Origin of the sequence: Hydrogenophaga sedimenti (assembly GCF_051857515.1) — a bacterium.
GTDB lineage: Bacteria > Pseudomonadota > Gammaproteobacteria > Burkholderiales > Burkholderiaceae_C > Hydrogenophaga.
In genome coordinates this window covers 208,225-224,257 of sequence record NZ_JBPZHA010000006.1, presented here as the reverse complement: position 1 = coordinate 224,257, position 16,033 = coordinate 208,225, and the positions used below count along the sequence as shown (strand labels likewise).

22 protein-coding genes are annotated in these 16,033 nt (G+C 67.9%); 6 read left to right on the top strand and 16 right to left on the bottom strand.

Translation table 11 applies throughout. The features are described from left to right. Positions 1-36 precede the first annotated feature (36 nt). Entirely contained in the window at positions 37-471 is a 435-nt protein-coding gene (locus tag ACS5NL_RS12245) for a hypothetical protein (RefSeq protein WP_439354100.1), read from the bottom strand. Between the two features lie 177 nt (positions 472-648). On the opposite strand from ACS5NL_RS12245, the gene ACS5NL_RS12240 reads away from it, so the two are divergent. The 4 genes from ACS5NL_RS12240 to ACS5NL_RS12225 all read left to right on the top strand — a co-directional run bounded on the left by ACS5NL_RS12240 (position 649) and on the right by ACS5NL_RS12225 (position 3,289). Then, entirely contained in the window at positions 649-1,773 is a 1,125-nt protein-coding gene (locus tag ACS5NL_RS12240) for a hybrid sensor histidine kinase/response regulator (protein ID WP_439354099.1), read from the top strand. Next, on the top strand, positions 1,770-2,399 hold the full coding sequence (locus tag ACS5NL_RS12235) for a response regulator (protein ID WP_439354098.1): 630 nt from the start codon (positions 1,770-1,772) through the stop codon (positions 2,397-2,399). The genes ACS5NL_RS12240 and ACS5NL_RS12235 overlap by 4 nt, the downstream gene beginning before the upstream one ends. Positions 2,400-2,633: 234 nt before the next feature. Beyond that, positions 2,634-3,068, top strand: coding sequence for an outer membrane protein assembly factor BamD (locus ACS5NL_RS12230; protein ID WP_439354097.1), 435 nt, complete (start codon positions 2,634-2,636; stop codon positions 3,066-3,068). 14 nt (positions 3,069-3,082) lie between these two features. Beyond that, positions 3,083-3,289 carry a DUF4287 domain-containing protein gene (locus tag ACS5NL_RS12225; protein WP_439354096.1) on the top strand — a complete coding sequence of 69 codons (207 nt, stop codon included), beginning with the start codon at positions 3,083-3,085 and terminating at the stop codon, positions 3,287-3,289. 9 nt (positions 3,290-3,298) lie between these two features. Here the strand turns inward: ACS5NL_RS12225 and fliR are convergent, their stop codons facing one another. The 8 genes from fliR to fliK all read right to left on the bottom strand — a co-directional run bounded on the left by fliR (position 3,299) and on the right by fliK (position 8,147). Continuing rightward, positions 3,299-4,075, bottom strand: coding sequence for a flagellar biosynthetic protein FliR (fliR, locus tag ACS5NL_RS12220; protein WP_439354095.1), 777 nt, complete (start codon positions 4,073-4,075; stop codon positions 3,299-3,301). A gap of 118 nt (positions 4,076-4,193) precedes the next feature. After that, the gene (gene fliQ / locus ACS5NL_RS12215; RefSeq protein ID WP_439354094.1) at positions 4,194-4,463 is read right to left on the bottom strand and encodes a flagellar biosynthesis protein FliQ; all 270 of its coding nucleotides are present in this window, start codon (positions 4,461-4,463) and stop codon (positions 4,194-4,196) included. Between the two features lie 8 nt (positions 4,464-4,471). Then, positions 4,472-5,245, bottom strand: a complete 774-nt coding sequence (gene fliP / locus ACS5NL_RS12210) for a flagellar type III secretion system pore protein FliP (RefSeq protein WP_439354093.1) — start codon at positions 5,243-5,245, stop codon at positions 4,472-4,474. After that, positions 5,232-5,585, bottom strand: a complete 354-nt coding sequence (locus tag ACS5NL_RS12205) for a FliO/MopB family protein (protein WP_439354092.1) — start codon at positions 5,583-5,585, stop codon at positions 5,232-5,234. The genes fliP and ACS5NL_RS12205 overlap by 14 nt, the downstream gene beginning before the upstream one ends. A gap of 10 nt (positions 5,586-5,595) precedes the next feature. Further along, positions 5,596-6,030, bottom strand: coding sequence for a flagellar motor switch protein FliN (gene fliN, locus ACS5NL_RS12200; RefSeq protein WP_439354091.1), 435 nt, complete (start codon positions 6,028-6,030; stop codon positions 5,596-5,598). Then, positions 6,020-7,024 carry a flagellar motor switch protein FliM gene (fliM, locus tag ACS5NL_RS12195; RefSeq protein ID WP_439354090.1) on the bottom strand — a complete coding sequence of 335 codons (1,005 nt, stop codon included), beginning with the start codon at positions 7,022-7,024 and terminating at the stop codon, positions 6,020-6,022. The genes fliN and fliM overlap by 11 nt, the downstream gene beginning before the upstream one ends. 21 nt (positions 7,025-7,045) lie before the next feature. After that, positions 7,046-7,648, bottom strand: a complete 603-nt coding sequence (locus ACS5NL_RS12190) for a flagellar basal body-associated FliL family protein (protein ID WP_439354089.1) — start codon at positions 7,646-7,648, stop codon at positions 7,046-7,048. 157 nt (positions 7,649-7,805) lie between these two features. Further along, positions 7,806-8,147 (bottom strand): flagellar hook-length control protein FliK, encoded by a 342-nt coding sequence (gene fliK, locus ACS5NL_RS12185; protein ID WP_439354210.1) that lies wholly within the window; start codon positions 8,145-8,147, stop codon positions 7,806-7,808. Positions 8,148-8,255: 108 nt separating this feature from the next. Here fliK and ACS5NL_RS12180 point away from each other — a divergent pair, with 108 nt between their 5' ends. Further along, complete coding sequence (locus tag ACS5NL_RS12180) at positions 8,256-9,335, top strand: hypothetical protein (protein WP_439354088.1); 1,080 nt, start codon at positions 8,256-8,258, stop codon at positions 9,333-9,335. Here the strand turns inward: ACS5NL_RS12180 and fliJ are convergent. Genes fliJ through fliF form a run of 5 tightly spaced genes read right to left on the bottom strand, consistent with a single transcriptional unit; the run spans position 9,330 to position 14,679 of the window. Next, positions 9,330-9,800: a flagellar export protein FliJ gene (gene fliJ, locus ACS5NL_RS12175; RefSeq protein ID WP_439354087.1), complete on the bottom strand. Its 471-nt coding sequence runs from the start codon at positions 9,798-9,800 to the stop codon at positions 9,330-9,332. The genes ACS5NL_RS12180 and fliJ overlap by 6 nt on opposite strands. Continuing rightward, a complete protein-coding gene (fliI, locus tag ACS5NL_RS12170; protein ID WP_439354086.1) occupies positions 9,797-11,269 on the bottom strand; it encodes a flagellar protein export ATPase FliI in 1,473 nt (490 codons plus the stop codon). Before fliI ends, fliJ begins: the two co-directional genes overlap by 4 nt. Next, entirely contained in the window at positions 11,262-11,984 is a 723-nt protein-coding gene (locus ACS5NL_RS12165; protein ID WP_439354085.1) for a FliH/SctL family protein, read from the bottom strand. The genes fliI and ACS5NL_RS12165 overlap by 8 nt, the downstream gene beginning before the upstream one ends. Then, complete coding sequence (gene fliG / locus ACS5NL_RS12160; RefSeq protein ID WP_439354084.1) at positions 11,968-12,963, bottom strand: flagellar motor switch protein FliG; 996 nt, start codon at positions 12,961-12,963, stop codon at positions 11,968-11,970. Before fliG ends, ACS5NL_RS12165 begins: the two co-directional genes overlap by 17 nt. Positions 12,964-12,996: 33 nt before the next feature. Beyond that, on the bottom strand, positions 12,997-14,679 hold the full coding sequence (gene fliF, locus ACS5NL_RS12155) for a flagellar basal-body MS-ring/collar protein FliF (RefSeq protein WP_439354083.1): 1,683 nt from the start codon (positions 14,677-14,679) through the stop codon (positions 12,997-12,999). Positions 14,680-14,863: 184 nt separating this feature from the next. On the opposite strand from fliF, the gene fliE reads away from it, so the two are divergent. Beyond that, entirely contained in the window at positions 14,864-15,190 is a 327-nt protein-coding gene (gene fliE / locus ACS5NL_RS12150) for a flagellar hook-basal body complex protein FliE (RefSeq protein WP_439354082.1), read from the top strand. Positions 15,191-15,300: 110 nt separating this feature from the next. Here fliE and ACS5NL_RS12145 read toward each other — a convergent pair whose 3' ends face one another. Further along, positions 15,301-15,594 carry a flagellar protein FliT gene (locus ACS5NL_RS12145; RefSeq protein WP_439354081.1) on the bottom strand — a complete coding sequence of 98 codons (294 nt, stop codon included), beginning with the start codon at positions 15,592-15,594 and terminating at the stop codon, positions 15,301-15,303. A 2-nt stretch (positions 15,595-15,596) separates the two neighbouring features. Continuing rightward, positions 15,597-16,031 (bottom strand): flagellar export chaperone FliS, encoded by a 435-nt coding sequence (gene fliS / locus ACS5NL_RS12140; RefSeq protein ID WP_439354079.1) that lies wholly within the window; start codon positions 16,029-16,031, stop codon positions 15,597-15,599. Positions 16,032-16,033 lie beyond the last annotated feature (2 nt).

Here is a 16,033-nt window from a genome sequence, read left to right as displayed (position 1 = left end):
TGGTTCGAACCGATATCGGCAAACGGGTGGGCGGCTTTAGAAAAGGTCGATGGAGCCGGCGTCCATCTCGTTCTGTGTCACGGGGCTGGGCCGGTCGGGCATGGGGTCCGGCGTGATCGGCATTTCGCCTTCCTCGGCCTCCATGGTTTCGTCGGCCAGCTTCCAGGCGCAGCCCTGCAGCACCTTGCCGGTGTGCACGATCAGCTGGGTTGCCATGTCGTGGAACTGCAGCTCGGTCACGGCCTGGTGCAGGCTGTGGCGGATGCTCAGCAGATCGTCGGTGTCCTTGTGGACCGCCAGGTTGCCCAGCGCGTGGTTGGCGGTGGAGAAGCGCTCCAGCAGGTTGCCGGTCGCGTGGTCCAGCAGCCCCTCCAGACGCTTGAGGTCGGTCATCGCCATCAGCAGGGAGTCCTGGAGGTCGGCCACCAGGTTCACGGGCAGGGAGACAGACGGCGAAGTTTGCGGCGTCATGGGTAGGTCCTTGGTTCTCAGTGCCGACAGGCCTGGCTGTCGGAAGCCATTGCGCGTCGGGGCAGTACAATTTTCTCGGTCCGAGAGCAGCTGTATCGGCAGATAACGGCCCGAATTCAGCGCCAATTCGATCCCTGTGGAATCCGGCCATTGACGGCCCCCATCCCTGCGAGTGGCATGTCCGATACCCCCGAAGCCCGTCCGGTCCGCATCCTTCACCTGGAGGACTCGCGCGTGGATCACGCCCTCGTCAAGTTCGCCCTGCAGCGCAGCGGCCTGCCCAACGAGATCTTTCTGGTCGACACGCTGGACGATTTCGAGCGCGAACTCGACAGCGGCAAGTACGACATCGTGCTGGCCGACTACCACCTGCCGGGTTTCTCGGGGCTGGACGCCTGGGACCGGATGCGCGAGCGCGGGCACGACCTGCCCTTCGTGATCCTCTCGGGCGCCATCGGCGAGGCCGCGGCCGTCGAGGCGATGCACCGCGGCGTGAGCGACTACCTGCTCAAGGACAGCATGAACCGGGCGGCCCACGTGATCGAGCGCGCCATCGAGGTCAGCGAGACCCGCCGCGCCAAGGGCCGTGCCGACGCCGAGCTGGCCGAATCGCAGCGGCGACTGGCCGAACTGGCCGAACACCTGCAGACCAGCATCGAACAGGAGCGGGCCGACATCGCCCGCGAAATCCACGACGACATCGGCGGCGCCCTCGCGGCCGTCAAGCTCGACCTCTCGTGGATCGCCCGCCGCCCCGCGCTCGACAACGACGTGCGCCAGCACATGGACACCGCGCTGGAAATGCTGCAGCACGCGCTGGGCGCGAGCCAGCGCATCATGATGAACCTGCGCCCGCCCATCCTTGACCAGGGCCTGGTCGCTGCGGTGCAGTGGCTGGCCTCGGGCTTCGAGAAACGCAGCGGCGTGCGGGTCATCGTGCGGCGGTCGGCGGAGCAGATCGACGTGCCGCGCGAGGTGCAGCTGGTCGCCTACCGAACGGCGCAGGAAGCCATGACCAACGTCTCCAAACACGCGACGCGCGCGACCCAGGTCGACATCGACCTGGACGACCGCGAAGGCGTGCTGACCCTCGAAGTCAGCGACAACGGCCAGGGCATGGGCGCCGACGCGCTGCGCAAGGCCAAGTCCTTCGGCCTGCTGGGACTCAAGGAGCGCGCTGCCAAGGTCGGCGGCTGGCTCGACATCAGTTCATCGCCGCGCGGCACCTCGGTCATCCTGTCGGTGCCACTGGACGGCGAGGTGAACGACGCGGACCACACACACAGGGAAGAAGAAAAATGATCAAGGTCATCTTGTGCGACGACCATGCCGTCGTGCGGCGCGGCATCCGCGACACGATTTCGGAGGCGGTCGACATCCAGGTCGTCGGCGAGGCCGGCAGCTATCCCGAGTTGCGCGAGCAGATGCGCAAGACGGAGTGCGACGTGCTGGTGCTCGACCTCAACATGCCCGGCCGCGGCGGGCTGGAGGTGCTGGCCGCGCTGCGCGAAGAGGGCTCGCCGGTCAAGACCCTGGTGGTCTCGATGTACCCCGAAGACCAGTACGCGATCCGCTGCCTGCGCGCCGGCGCACGCGGCTACCTCAACAAGGCGGGCGAGCCGGCCGAGATGATCGCCGCCATCCGCACCGTCAACCAGGGCCGCAAGTACGTCACGCCCGACGTCGCACAGATGCTGGTCGACAACCTGAACGCGCCCGAGAGCGAGGAGCTGCACGCCAGCCTGTCCGAGCGCGAACTGCAGACCCTGCAGAAGATCGCCTCGGGCAAGAAGCTCTCGGAGATCGCAGACGAGCTCATGCTCAGCCCCAAGACCGTGAGCGTCTACCGCGCCCGCGTGCTGGAGAAGCTGCACCTGGCGAACAACGCCGAACTGACGGTCTACGCGATCCGGAACAGCCTGGTTTGAGACCTGCAACCGCAAGTCGAAGGCAGTCCGGCATATGTTGAAAGCACTGTATGTTCTGGGCACAACACTGGCTGTCGGATTGATTTGGTTTCTCGTGATCCTTGGACTACTGGAAAAATTTCTGGGTCACGAGAGCAGTGACTTTGCCCGGTTGCTCCTTCTATGCACATGTCTTTGTGTTGGAGCGGTGACCGGGTGGAAGCTCTTTTGGCGTGCCGCAAGGACTGATTAGCCATGCACCGCCGCACCGTCTCCCTCACCCTGCTCGCCATCTCCGCCGGCCTGCTCACCGCCTGCGGAAAACCCGATCCTCTGAAAGCCCTCGAAGCCGCCGTCCAGCGGCTGCAGGACCATCTGGAGGCCAAAGACAGCAAGGCGGTGCTGGCCCTGCTGGACCCGCACTTTCGCGCCCAGGACGAACACGACACCGAGTGGGCGCGCAAGACCATGGCGCTGATGTTCCTGCGTTATGCCCATGTGAAGGTGATTGCGGTCACGCGCAGCAGCCGCATCGAACCGCCGGGGTCGGAGGTCGGCATCACCGACGCGCAGGTCGTGTTCACCGGGGCTCAGGGCCTCATTCCCGAACGGGCGTCGCCCTATGCGGTGCAGCTGCAGTGGGTGCTCGATGGCACTGACTGGAAGCTGCGGGACCTGCACTGGGAGTAACAGGAGTAATCCACATGGCAACCGAAGACAAACCCAAAGGCCCGGCCTCGTACTTCCCCTCGATCGAAAAGAAGTATGGCCAGCCGATCGCCCACTGGCTGGACCTGGTGGCCGGACTGAAGGGCATGAAGCACATGGAGATGGTGGCCTGGCTCAAGAGCGAGCACGGCATGGGCCACGGCCATGCGAACGCCATCGTGGCGTACGTGCTGTCGCGGTGAGCGCCCGGCTCACCCGCCGATGAACATCCCGGTCGCCAGCTTCATCAGCGCGACCACCGGGCCTTCCATCATCGGCAGCGTGACGGCGATGCCGAGCAGTCCGACGGTGAGGGTGATGGGGAAGCCGATGGCGAAGGCGTTCATCTGGGGCGCGACGCGCGAGATGACGCCCAGCAATACGTTGACGAACAGCAGCATGCCGACCATCGGCAGCGCGATCCACAGGCCGTAGCGGAACACGACCGAGCCCAGTTCGTGCAGGCGCATGCGTGCGACAACCTCGAAGGCGTCGGTGCCGATGGGGAAGGTCTCGAAGCTGGCGACCACGGCTTGCAGCACCATCAGGTGGCCGTTGAGGATCACGAACAGCAGCATGGTCGAGTTGCCGTAGAAGCGGCCGACGGCGCTGGTGCTCTGGTTGGTCGTGGGGTCGAAGAAGCCGGCGTAGTTCAGGCCCATCTGCAGGCCGATGATTTCGCCAGCGAGTTCGACCGACGCGAACACGATGCGCACGGCCAGGCCGATGGCCACGCCGATCACGACCTGCTGCAGCACCACGCCCATGGCCTTGGCGTCGGCCAGACCGACCACGGGCTGGTCGGTCGGCAGGGCGGCCTGGGCGCAGATGGCGACCAGCATGGCCAGCGCGACGCGGCTGCGCATGGGGACCGAGCGGGCCGAGAAGATCGGTGCGCTGGAGAAGACCGCCAGGATGCGCAGGAAGGGCCAGAACACCGGCGCCACCAGCGCCATGATGTCGGCCTCACTGAACGTGAACGTGAACATGACCAGGTCCCGGAGCGGTGTGTCTGTGATCAGGGGCGCCGCGGAACCGGCTTTGCCGGGCCGCCAGCGCCGCCCCCCTGGAGGGGGGAGACGCGAAGCGGCGCAGGGGGTGTTCCATCTAGATCGCGTGGTTGGGGATCGCCATGATCGTGCTGCGGATGAACTCGACCAGGGTCGTGAGCATCCAGGGACCGGCGATTGCGAACACCGCGATCGCGGTGATCAGCTTGGGCACGAAGGACAGCGTGGCCTCGTGGATCTGGGTGATGGCCTGGAACAGGCTGACCAGCAGGCCCACCACCAGCACCGCGCCGAGCACGGGCGCGGCCAGCATCAGGACCATGTAGAGGGCGTTCTGCCCCATCGTGAGGGCGGCTTGGGGGTCCATGGTTTTCCTTAAGTGGCGAAGGACGCGGCGAGCGAGCCCAGCAGCAGGTTCCAGCCATCGGCCAGCACGAACAGCATCAGCTTGAACGGCAGCGCGACCAGCACCGGCGAAAGCATCATCATCCCCAGCGACATCAGCACGCTGGCGACCACCATGTCGATCACCAGGAAGGGGATGAAGATCATGAAGCCGATCTGGAACGCGGTCTTGAGTTCGCTGGTGACGAAGGCCGGCACGATGACGCGGAACGGGGCGGTCTCGGCCTTGACCTCGGCCGGCAGCTTGGCCAGGCGGGCGAACAGCTCGAAGTCGCTCTGGCGGGTCTGCTTGAGCATGAACTCGCGCATCGGGCCCTGGGCGCGGTCGAGCGCCTGGTCGAACGGAATCTTGTTGGTGGTGTAGGGCTCGTAGGCCTCGGTGTAGACCTTGTCGAGCGTCGGACCCATCACGAACAGGGTGAGGAACAGCGACAGGCCGATGATCACCTGGTTGGGCGGCGCGGACTGCGTGCCCAGGGCCTGGCGCAGCAGCGAGAGCACGATGACGATGCGGGTGAAGCCCGTCATCAGCAGCAGCACCGCGGGCAGAAAGCTCAGCGCGGTGAAGAACAGCAGGGTCTGGATCGGCACCGAGTAGCTGGTGCCGCCCGCGCCCTGGCCGACCACGATGGGCAGCGCGCCGTTGCCGCTCTGCTGGGCCCAGGCGGGTGCGGCGAACAGCAGGGCGCCGATCAGTGCGGGTGCCGCGGCACGCAGCAGGGAACGCAGGTCAGGACGCCGCATGGCCGCCCTTCCGGATCTGGGCCAGCCGCGCGGCAAAACCGGTGGCGGGCGGGGTGGTGTCGGCCGGCTCGTCGGCGACGGCGGGCAGGGGCATCTGGTGCAGCGCGGTGACGCTGCCGGGCGAGACGCCGAGCACCAGGCAGACGCTGGTCTCGCCGCTGCCGACCTGCAGCGTGACCACGCGCTGCTGCGGGCCGAGCGCGACCGAACCCAGCACCTGCATCGCAGGGCCGGCGCGGCGCGCGGCACCGGGCAGGTGGCGGCGGTAGCGTTGCAGCAGCCAGGCGATGCCCACCATCAGGATGAGCAGCACCACGGCGGGAGCGGCGTTCTGGATCATCAACCGGTCCTCAGCTCTTGCTCACCCGGCGCATGCGCTCGGACGGCGTGACGATGTCGGTCAGGCGGATGCCGAACTTGTCGTTGACCACGACCACCTCGCCCTGGGCGATCAGGTAGCCGTTGACCAGCACGTCCATCGGCTCGCCGGCCAGCGCGTCGAGTTCGACCACCGAGCCCTGCGCCAGCTGCAGGATGTACTTGATCGGCACCTTCACGCGGCCGAGTTCGACCGACAGCTGGACCGGGATGTCCAGCACCATCTGGATGTCCTGCGTCGCGTTGCTGCCGCCGGGCGGCGCGGTGTTGGCCGAGGGAGCGTTGGGGGCGTCGAACGCGGGCGCGGCGTCGACCGTCGCGCCGGACGACGCCTGTTCTTCCAGGGCCTGCGCCCAGTCGTCGGCGATGCTGTCTTGGTTCATGGTGTCGGTGGTGTCAGTGGACATAGTTGTCTCCCAGCCAGGTCATCTCGGAACCGCGCAGCTTGCGGTCGATCCGCAGCGCGTACTTGCCCTTGTGGGTGCCGTACTGGCACTCGAACAGCGGCACGCCTTCGACCTTGGCCTGGATGGACGGGGCGCGTTCAAGCTCCAGGAAGTCGCCGACCTGCATCGCCAGCAGCTGTTCGATGGTCGCGTCGGTGCGGGCCAGCTCGGCCACCAGCTGCAGCTCGGCGGCCTGGATCTCGTGCGAGAGCAGGCGCACCCAGCGGCGGTCCAGTTCCATCGCATCGCCCTGCACGGTCGAGTACAGGACATCGCGGATCGGTTCGAGCGTGGCGTAGGGGATGCAGACGTGCAGCGAGCCGGTCAGGTCGCCGATCTCCAGCGAGAAGCTGGTAGTGACGACGATCTCGCTGGCGGTGGCGATGGTGGCGAACTGCGGCTGCATTTCCGAGCGCTGGTAGACCAGCTCCAGGGGATACACGCCCTGCCACGCCTTCTTGTATTCGTCGGCGACGACCTCGATCAGGCGCGCGATCACGCGCTGCTCGGTGGGCGAGAAGTCGCGTCCTTCGATGCGGGTCTTGAACTTGCCGTTGCCGCCGAACAGGCTGTCGATCACGCCGAACAGCAGGGTCGGCTCGCACACCACCAGGCCGTTGCCGCGCAGCGGGCGCACCGACATGATGTTGAAGTTGGTCGGCACCACCAGCTCGCGCAGGAAGGCGCTGTACTTCTGCGCCTTCACCGGGCCGACCGTGATCTCGGGGCTCTTGCGGATGAAGTTGAACAGGCCCATGCGCAGGTTGCGGGAGAAGCGTTCGTTGACGATCTCCATCGTGGGCATGCGCCCACGCACGATGCGCTCCTGGTTCGAGAGGTTGTAGCCGCGCACCCCTTCGGTCGCTGGCTCTTCCTTCTCGATCTTCTGGCTCTCGCCGGTCACGCCTTCGAGCAGCGCGTCGACTTCTTCCTGGGACAGAAACGATTCGGACATGGCGGTGGCCCGTTGTCGGTGTTATTGCACGATGAAGCTGGAGAAAAGCACGCCCTCGATGGGGTTGTTGACCTCGCGCTTTTTCTTCTTCTTGCCCTTGGCGTCGGCCTCGGGTTCGGCCTCGGGGTGCTCGTATTCGTAGCCCATGACGTTGGAGATCTCGGCAATGATGTCGTAGGTCAGTGCCTGCTTGCCTTCGGCCTTGAGCAGCTCGTCGGCGGTGCGCTGCGAGATCAGGATCAGGATGCCGTTGCGGATGCTGGGCATGTAGGTCTTCATCTCGTCGCCGGTGTGGGCGTCGGCCAGCTGCAGGGTGATGCCCATCTGCGCGAAGCGGTTGCCGCCCGGGTCGGCCAGGTTGACCACCATGCTGTCCAGCGGCAGGAAGGTCGGTGGCACCTTGGGATCGCGCTTGGGCGTTGGCGCGTGGGCCTCGGTCTTGTGTGCCCCCGGTTCGGCGCCGTCGGAGCCTTCTTCGTCGGCGTGTTTCTTCTTCAACAGGAAGAACGCGGCGCCGCCCCCGATCAGGGCCAGCACCACCACACCGATGATGATGAACAGCAGTTTCTTGCTCTTGGGCTTGGCCGGTGCTTCGGCATCGGCGGTGGCGGCGGCAGCAGACATGGAATTCCTCCGGAAGGTCGCCCCGACGGGGGCGGTGCACACCGCTGGAAACGGTGGGCTGTGGAGGAATTATTGGAGTCGGACCCCCGAGGCGTAGCCCGGAATAGCGCCCGGAAAACCGGCTATTCGGGACCGCTGCGGCCCCGGTTTGCGGTTCTCAGGCGAAGGTGTCGAGCGGCCGGTTGCCGTCGGTGCGGGGGCGCAGGGGGGTGATCGGGGCCTCGGAAACCGCCGCTCCCGACCGCTCCACGCGGCCCGCGGGGCCGCTGCGGCTGGTGGTGTGGCGGGCATCGCTGCCGGCGCCCTGGCCGTTCTGGGCGCCGACGCTGACGTCGCCGAGCTGGATGCCGCTGCGCTGCAGCAGTTCGCCCAGCGAGCCCTGGGCGTGGTCGACCAGCGCCGCGCGCGCCTCGGCGCTGTCGGTGCGGAAGCCCAGGTCCAGCTCCTGGCCGGACAGCGAGAGCCGGATGTCGATCGCATCGCTGCCCTCGTCGCCCACGCGCAGCTTGGCTTCGTGCAGGGTCGGGGCGGTGAAGGCGTCCAGGCGTCCAGGCGTTCTTCGTTCTGGGCCCGTTCTTCGGCGGCCCACAGGGCGCCGTCGTCGGGGTTGCCGCTGTGGCTGTTGCTGTCGCCGCCGGACGACGAGGTCGCGGCGCCGGTGTCCTGGCCGCCGTGGCCGCTCTGGCCCGCGAGGTCGCCGCCCGAGGAGCCGGCGCCGGTCGAGGCCGGCGCGGTGGCGGCGGCGCTGCTGGCCGCACCGGCGCCCAGGGCGTCGCCCGACGGGGTGCTGGCGCTGAAGCGTTCGTCCAGGGTCACGGTCGAGCGGGTGCTGGCGACGGCGGTGTTGTCGCCGCGGTTCTGCAGGCGCTCGATCTGCACCGACACCGGTGCCTGCTGCAGGGCCTGGGTGGACACCACCGGGTTGGCCTGCGCATGTGCGCCGGCCGGGGCGTGGGCGCCGGGCCTGGCGCCGCCAGCGCCCTGGTGGGCCGTGGCGCCGGTGGCCGCGTTGGCACTGGTCGCATTCGCGAGGCTGGCGGCGGCCGCCTGGTCGGGGGTCGCGGTTTCGACCGCCATGCCGCCGGTCGACCCGGCCAGGGCCGCGAGCGTGGCGCTGTCGGGCGCTTCGGCCTGGGTCAGAAGCTGCATGCCGGCCGGCAAGGGGTCGCCCTGGCCGGTCGTGCGGGCGCCGTCGGCGCCGATCGGCCCGGACAGGCCGCCCGCGAGGCCGTGGCCCTTGCCGGCCCGGCCGCCGCTGGCGTCGAGACCGGTGTCCGTGTCGGCATCGGTGGCGGCGCCGCGCTTGGCGCTGCCCTGGGGCAGCCCCATCCACTGCATCACCGCCGCCAGGTGGCTGCCGTCGGCGGCCGTGGCGTTCGGGTCGATGCTTGTGCCCAGGGCATCGGTGGCGGACGGTGTGGCGCTGCCGTCGGCGCTGCCCAGGAGCGCGGGCAGACCGGTGGCGTCGCTGGCGCTGAGCAGCGACAGCAGCATGGAGAAGTGGTCGGTGCCGGTGCCGTGGGCGCCGGGCTTGCGGGCGGCCGCGTGGGCGGCGCGTGCGCCGGCGGCGTGGCCGGCACCGGTCGTGCTCGCGTGCGAGGAGGCGGGAGCGGTGCTCATTGGACGATCCTCCGTGCTGCGCACTGCGGGGCTGAGCGCCTTGGGAACGGCCCGGCGGCGCTCATGACCGCAGCCCCTGGGCCTGGGCACGGCTCTGGCGCAGGTGGATGGTGAGGGCCATCTCGTCGGTGGACTTCTGCTCCTGGCGCATCACCCGCAGGTCGATGGCCTGCTGCTGGCGTTCGGCGTACTTGCGCAGGCCGGCGACGTCGCGCTCGGCCGCATAGACCTGGGCCTGCACCCGCTCGACCATTTCTTCCCGGCTGCGCTGCACCGACTTCTGGAACTCGATCGCGTGGGTGATCTTTTCCATGAACTGGCGGTGGTGGTGCAGCAGGGCGGCGTCGACACCGCCGGAGGTGCTGCGCGTGGCCCAGCGTCCCAGGGCTTCGTCGGCGTAGGCGCGCAGCTGGTTCATCTGGTCCTGCGCCGCCTGCAGTTCACGCTGGGCCTGGCCGAGTGCCAGCAGTGCGTCGTCGCGGCGCTTTGCCGCCAGGTCCACCACCTTGTGCAGTGTCTGCAACTTGTTCATGCCTGGGCTCCTTCATACGGGTTGTGGTGGGTGCGTCCGCGCAGGCCGGCGCCGTCGCGTGCATGCGGCTTGTCTTCCTGCAGCGCCACGGCCAGTTGCTGCAGGCTGCCGGCCATGGTGGCGGGCTCGCGCATGTCCTGGATCAGGAAACGCTGCAGGCCGGGGTAGAGCACGATGGCGCGGTCGGTCTCGGGGTCGCTGCCGGCCGCATAGGCGCCCAGCTGGATCAGGTCGCGGCTCTTCATGTAGCGCGAGTAGTTGTTGCGGAACTTGCGCGCCAGCTCCAGGTGCTGCGGGCTGGCCACGTTGTGCATCACGCGCGAGGCCGAGGCTTCGACGTCGATGGCCGGGTAGTGGCCCGATTCGGCGAGCGCGCGCGAGAGCACGATGTGGCCGTCCAGGATGGCGCGCGCCGCGTCGGCGATCGGGTCCTGCTGGTCGTCGCCTTCGGTCAGCACGGTGTAGAAGGCGGTGATCGAGCCCTTGCCGTTGAGGCCGTTGCCGCTGCGTTCGACCAGCTGCGGCAGCTTGGCGAAACACGAGGGCGGGTAGCCCTTGGTGGCCGGCGGTTCGCCGATCGCCAGCGCGATCTCGCGCTGCGCCATGGCGTAGCGGGTGAGCGAATCCATCAGCAGCAGCACGTGCAGGCCATCGTCGCGGAAGCGTTCGGCGATCGCGGTGGCGTAGGCCGCGCCCTGCATGCGCACCAGCGGCGGCGCGTCGGCCGGGGCGGCGACCACGACCGAGCGCTTGCGGCCGTCCTCGCCCAGGATGTCCTCGATGAATTCCTTGACTTCGCGGCCGCGTTCGCCGATCAGGCCGACCACGATCACGTCGGCCTTGGTGTAGCGGGCCATCATGCCCAGCAGCACCGACTTGCCGACGCCGGAGCCGGCGAACAGGCCGATCCGCTGGCCGCGGCCGACGGTGAGCAGGGCGTTGATCGCGCGCACGCCGGTGTCCAGCGGTTCGCGCACCGGGTCGCGGTCCATCGCGTTCAGCGGCGTCTGGTCCATCGGCTCGATGTCGACGTGGGTGATCGGGCCCATGTGGTCCATCGGGCGGCCGTGCGAGTCGACCACGCGGCCGAGCAGGCCCCGGCCCAGCGGCAGGCGCAGCAGGCCGCGGTCGCCCGGGGACGGCACCTTGTTGACCTGGCCCAGGCGCGGAACCGGGCGGAACGGCGCCAGCGGCGTGACGCTGGCACCGCTGGCCAGGCCGCGGGTGTCGCCGGCCGGCATCAGGAAGGCGCGGTCGCTGGAGAAACCCACGACCTCGGCCAGCACCGGTTCGCGCTTGCCGTTGGCGATCAGGCATTGCGAGCCCACCGGCACGCGCAGGCCCACGGCTTCGAGCACCAGGCCGGCCAGCCGCGTGAGCGTGCCGCGCACCTCCAGCGGGGTCTGCACGTTGGCGCCGGTGCGCAGGTCGGTCATGAACCGGTCCCAGGTGTTGTCCGGCTCACTCATCGTCTTCCTCCGCGTCCCAGGGGGTGTCCAGCCCCAGGTTGCCGACCGCGCGCGACCAGCGCTTCTCGACCGTCGCATCGACGATCGCGCTCGGGGTCTGCACCAGGCAACCGCCGGGCGTGATCGTGACGTCGGCCACGAACTCGGGCGCGTTCTCGCCCAGGGTGTCCATCAGCGCGTCCTTCATCAGCGACAGGTCGTTCGGGTGCATGCGCACCGTGGCCGGCAGACCGTCTTCGACGATCAGCTCCAGCGACTCGCCGATCACCGCGCGCAGGTGGCCGGTGTTGGACTGCAGCTCCTGGCGCACCACCTGGCGCGCGATGTCGCAGGCCAGGTCGAGGATCTGGCGCGCGATCTTCTGTTCGCAGCCGATCAGCTGGTCGGTCATGTTGTGCAGCAGCTGGCCCATGCGCACGCCGGTCTCTTCGGTGCTGCGGCGCATCGCGGCTTCGAGCGCGTCGCGCACTTCCTTGCCGCCGGCGTCGTGCCCGTGGGCGAAGCCGTCGGCGAAAGACTGCTGCCGGGCTTCGGCGACCGCCTGCTCCAGCAGGAGGTTCGGTTCCGGCTCCGGTTCGGTCTCGGCAGGCGGGGGCAGCTCGTCGCTGCCGTCCACGGCCGAAAACCGCCAGGCCGAGACCGCGTCGATCTCCTCGCGCGGAATGAAGCGCGAGTGCGGGCTGGTCTTGGGCACCGTCTTAGACGAAGCCGTCATCGCCACCTCCGCCGATCACGATCGTGCCTTCGTCGGACAGGCGGCGCACGATCTTGAGGATTTCCTTCTGCTGGCCCTCGACCTCGGACAGCCGCACCGGGCCGCGCGATTCGAGGTCGTCGCGCAGGCCTTCGGCCGCGCGGCTGGACATGTTGCCCAGGATGAGTTCCTTGAGCTCGGTGCTGGCGCCCTTGAGCGCGATGACCAGCATGTCGGTCGACACTTCCTTGAGCACCATCTGGACCGACTTGTTGTCCAGCTTCTGCAGGTCCTCGAAGGTGAACATCTTGTCGGTGATCTTCTGTGCCAGGTCGGCGTCCTGTTCGCGGATCGACTCGATGACCGTGCCTTCGATGGCCGTGCCCAGCATGTTGAGGATGTCGGCGGCGGTCTGCACCCCGCCCAGCGAGGTCTTGCGCACCTTGTCGCCGCCGGCCAGCACCTTGTAGAGCACCTCGTTGAGGTCGTTCAGGGCGGTCGGCTGGATGCCTTCGAGCGTGGCGATGCGCAGCATCACCTCGTTGCGCATGCGTTCGCTCAGGTTCTTGAGCACGCCCGCGATCAGGTCGCTGTCCAGGTGGACCAGGATGGCCGCCATGATCTGCGGGTGTTCGTTGCGCAGCAGCTCGGCGATCGACTGCGGGTCCATCCACTTCAGGCTTTCGATGCCCGAGACGTCGCTGCCCTGCATGATGCGGTCGATCAGCAGCGAGGCCTTGTCGTCGCCCAGCGCGCGCTTGAGCACCGACTTGACGTAGTTGTTGGTGTCACTGACCAGCAGGCTCTGCGAAGCCGCCTCGTCGGTGAACTTGCCCATCACCTGCTCGACGCGGTCGCGCGAGACCGTGCGCATCGCGGCGATGGTTTCGCCCAGCTTCTGCACTTCCTTGGGTGAGAGGTGCTTGAACACCTCGGCGGCTTCTTCCTCGCCAATGGACATGAGGAAGATGGCGGCGTCCTGGATACCCTGGTCTTCCATTTGGATTTCCCTGTCGCGTGTGTGGGTGGGCGGTCAGGCCGGCTGTTCGCCGCTGACCCAACCCTTGACGATGTTGGCCACGGCGATCGGGTTCTCCAGGGCCAGGCGCTTGGCGTCGGCCAGGCGCAGCTGCTCGGGAGTCGGTTCGTTGTTGCTGGCGGGCACCGGCAGGCCGGGGCGCTCGGGCGCGTCGTTGACCAGGGCGTCGAGTTGCGGCACCACCGGGGTCAGCGGTGTCTTGGCGGGCGTCTTCAGCGCCTTCATGCCCGGGCGCACCAGGCCCATCAGGATCAGCAGCGCCACGCCCAGGCCACCGACCGGCCAGGCCAGGCTGCGCAGCAGCTCCATGTTCTCGGCCTGCTTCCACCACGCCACCGGCGGTTCCTCGACCGGCTTGGTGACGTTGAAGACTGCGTTGACCACGTTGACCGAATCGCCGCGGTCCTTGTTGAAGCCGATGGTCTCGCGCACCAGGGCGGTCATCTGTTCGAGCTGCTCGGGCGGGATCGCGGCCGTGACCGACTTGCCGGACTTGGGATCGGTGCTGCTGCGGTGGTTGACCACCACGGCGGCGGACAGGCGCCGGACCGTGCCACTGGATTCGCGCACGGTGCGCACCGTCTTGTCGATCTCGTAGTTGGTGACCGACTCCTTGCGCATGGTGCCGGCCTTGTCGCCGTTGCTGGCCGTGCTCAGCGGGGCGGCGGCGCCGTTGACCGGGGCGGTGCCGGTGGCCGGCGGCTGGTTGGTGGTGGCGCCGGGAACGCCGGCCGGCTTGGCCTGCGGCGGGGTGCCGTCTTCGATGGTCTGCTGGCTGCGCACGGCGCCGGCGTCGGCACCCTGGTTGGGCTTGTGCTGCTCATAGGTCGCTTCCGCCTGCGAGAAGTCGACGTCGGCGCTGACCTGTGCCTTGACGTTGCCCACGCCGACCAGCGGCTCGATCATGTCCAGGATGCGGCGGGTGTAGAGCTGCTCGATCTGCTGCGTGTACTGCAGCTTCTGCGTGTCGGCGCCCTGGGCCTGGCCCTCGGGCGTGGCCGAGAGCAGGGTGCCGGCGTCGTCGACCACGCTGACGGCCTTGGGGTTCATCTCTGGCACGCTGGAGGCGACCAGGTGCACGATGCCGGCGATCTGCGCCTTGTCCAGCGTGCGGCCGGGGTGCAGGGTCAGCAGCACCGAGGCGCTGGGTTTCTGCTGCTCGCGGAAGAAGCCATTCTGGTTGGGCAGCGCCAGGTGCACGCGCGCGGCCTGCACCGACGAGAGCGACTGGATCGAGCGGGTGAGTTCGCCTTCGAGGCCGCGCTGGAAGGTCAGGCGCTCCTGGAACTGCGTCATGCCGAAGCGGTTGGTCTCCATCAGCTCGAAGCCGTTGACCGAACCCTTGGGCAGGCCCTGCGAGGCCAGGCGCAGGCGGGTGTCGTGCACCTTGTCGGCCGGCACCATGATGGCGCCGCCGCCCTCGGTGTACTTGTAGGGCACGTTCATCGTCGTCAGCTGCGCGATGATGGCCCCGCCGTCCTTGTCGTTGAGGTTGTTGTAGAGGATCTTCCAGTCGGGCTGCTGGCCCATGAAGAACAGGGCGATGGCGATCGCCAGCAGGGCGAAGGCACCCAGGCCGAGCTTGATCTTCTGGGACTTGTCCAGTTTCGACAGACCCGCGCTCAGCGCATTGCGTTGGTCGGGCGGCAGGTCCAGTTCGGCGACGGCGTTGCTCATGGCGGGAGGGCTTCGAAGTGGGGCTCGGAAGGGGAAATCACCCCTGTTGCGACCGAGTATCCGGTTCCACCTCCCCCCGCATAGCCATGAAAAGGGCGGACTTTCCCCCCCTGTTCCCAACCCGGAAAAACCCGCCAATCCCTACGATTGGATTCCGTTTCCGCCCGCCTGAAAGGACACCGCCATGGACCTTCGAATCAATGCCCTGAACAGCCAGGCCGCCACCGGCATCGGCCGCAGTGCGTCGGCGCGCGGCGCAGGCTCATCCGCCGGCGTGGGCGGGGTCGGCGGTGGTTTTGCCGACAACTTCAAGACCGCGCTGCAGTCGGTGAGCAAGGCCCAGAACGAGGCCAGCGACCTGCAGATGGAAGTCCAGAAGGGCAATCCGAACGTCAGCCTGGAAGAAACCATGCTGGCCATGCAGAAGGCCCAGATCGGCTTCCAAGCCACCATCAACGTGCGCAACCGGATGGTCCAGGCCTACACCGACATCATGAATATGAGTGTTTGACCCCCCCGCGCCGCCTGCGGCGTCACCCCCCAGGGGGCGATGCGAGCGGCCCGGCGGAGCCGGTTCCGCCGCATCCTCGACACAGGCACTGCGCTCCGGAGGGATGCCCATCAATGGACTTGTTTCGTGTCCATCAGCTGTTCGAGGTCGTTCAGCCAGGGCTCGGCCAGGCAGCGGATCTCGGCGTCGGTGCGCAGGATGCACTGCATGATGCGGGCCTTTTCCTTGCGCTCCTCGGGGGCGAGCTGCAGGTTGCGCGACTTGTGGCGCAGTTGGGCGATCAGCACGGCGCAGGTGCCTTCGAGATGCATGATCTGGTCCCAGTTCTCGCTGCGCGCAGCTTCCAGCATGCGTTGGCTCGCGTTCTCGATGGCTTTGTAGTAGTCCAGCAAGCTGTGCTCCATGATCAGGCTCCCCGGCCCGTGACGGGCTGCAGGTAGGCGGGGCCCGGGCCCCGGATGAGTTTCCAAGATTGCGCCACCGGCTCGATGAGGCGGGTGACTTCTTCCACCAGGGTGGCGTCGTTGCGCAGGTTGGCCAGCGTGAGACGGCGGATGCTGTACTCGTAGAGCGCCTGCAGGTTCCTGGCCAGGTCGCCACCGGCGCTGACGTTCAGGCCGGCCTTCAGGCCTTCTTCGATGATGCGCACGGCCTTGCCGATGGCCTGGCCCTTGGCCGGGATGTCACCGCGGCCGATGGCACCGCGGGCCGATGCCAGCGATTGCAGCAGGGCGTCGAACAGCAGGTCGACCAGCTGGTGCGGGTCGGCGCCCTGGACGCTGGTCTCTGCGGCAACCTTTTTGTAGACCGATGCAGCGCGTGTGCTGGCAGAAGTGAACATGG

Coding starts and splice junctions, on each gene's coding strand:
- fliP (WP_439354093.1), bottom strand. CDS start 5,245: ATGCGGCGTCCTGACCTGCGTTCCCTGCTGCGTGCCGCGGCACCCGCA.
- ACS5NL_RS12145 (WP_439354081.1), bottom strand. CDS start 15,594: ATGGAGCACAGCTTGCTGGACTACTACAAAGCCATCGAGAACGCGAGC.
- fliN (WP_439354091.1), bottom strand. CDS start 6,030: ATGTCCACTGACACCACCGACACCATGAACCAAGACAGCATCGCCGAC.
- fliI (WP_439354086.1), bottom strand. CDS start 11,269: ATGAGTGAGCCGGACAACACCTGGGACCGGTTCATGACCGACCTGCGC.
- ACS5NL_RS12165 (WP_439354085.1), bottom strand. CDS start 11,984: ATGACGGCTTCGTCTAAGACGGTGCCCAAGACCAGCCCGCACTCGCGC.
- ACS5NL_RS12235 (WP_439354098.1), top strand. CDS start 1,770: ATGATCAAGGTCATCTTGTGCGACGACCATGCCGTCGTGCGGCGCGGC.
- fliJ (WP_439354087.1), bottom strand. CDS start 9,800: ATGAACAAGTTGCAGACACTGCACAAGGTGGTGGACCTGGCGGCAAAG.
- ACS5NL_RS12205 (WP_439354092.1), bottom strand. CDS start 5,585: ATGATCCAGAACGCCGCTCCCGCCGTGGTGCTGCTCATCCTGATGGTG.
- ACS5NL_RS12225 (WP_439354096.1), top strand. CDS start 3,083: ATGGCAACCGAAGACAAACCCAAAGGCCCGGCCTCGTACTTCCCCTCG.
- ACS5NL_RS12240 (WP_439354099.1), top strand. CDS start 649: ATGTCCGATACCCCCGAAGCCCGTCCGGTCCGCATCCTTCACCTGGAG.
- ACS5NL_RS12190 (WP_439354089.1), bottom strand. CDS start 7,648: ATGTCTGCTGCCGCCGCCACCGCCGATGCCGAAGCACCGGCCAAGCCC.
- fliE (WP_439354082.1), top strand. CDS start 14,864: ATGGACCTTCGAATCAATGCCCTGAACAGCCAGGCCGCCACCGGCATC.
- fliF (WP_439354083.1), bottom strand. CDS start 14,679: ATGAGCAACGCCGTCGCCGAACTGGACCTGCCGCCCGACCAACGCAAT.
- fliS (WP_439354079.1), bottom strand. CDS start 16,031: ATGTTCACTTCTGCCAGCACACGCGCTGCATCGGTCTACAAAAAGGTT.
- fliQ (WP_439354094.1), bottom strand. CDS start 4,463: ATGGACCCCCAAGCCGCCCTCACGATGGGGCAGAACGCCCTCTACATG.
- fliM (WP_439354090.1), bottom strand. CDS start 7,024: ATGTCCGAATCGTTTCTGTCCCAGGAAGAAGTCGACGCGCTGCTCGAA.
- ACS5NL_RS12230 (WP_439354097.1), top strand. CDS start 2,634: ATGCACCGCCGCACCGTCTCCCTCACCCTGCTCGCCATCTCCGCCGGC.
- ACS5NL_RS12245 (WP_439354100.1), bottom strand. CDS start 471: ATGACGCCGCAAACTTCGCCGTCTGTCTCCCTGCCCGTGAACCTGGTG.
- fliG (WP_439354084.1), bottom strand. CDS start 12,963: ATGGAAGACCAGGGTATCCAGGACGCCGCCATCTTCCTCATGTCCATT.
- fliR (WP_439354095.1), bottom strand. CDS start 4,075: ATGTTCACGTTCACGTTCAGTGAGGCCGACATCATGGCGCTGGTGGCG.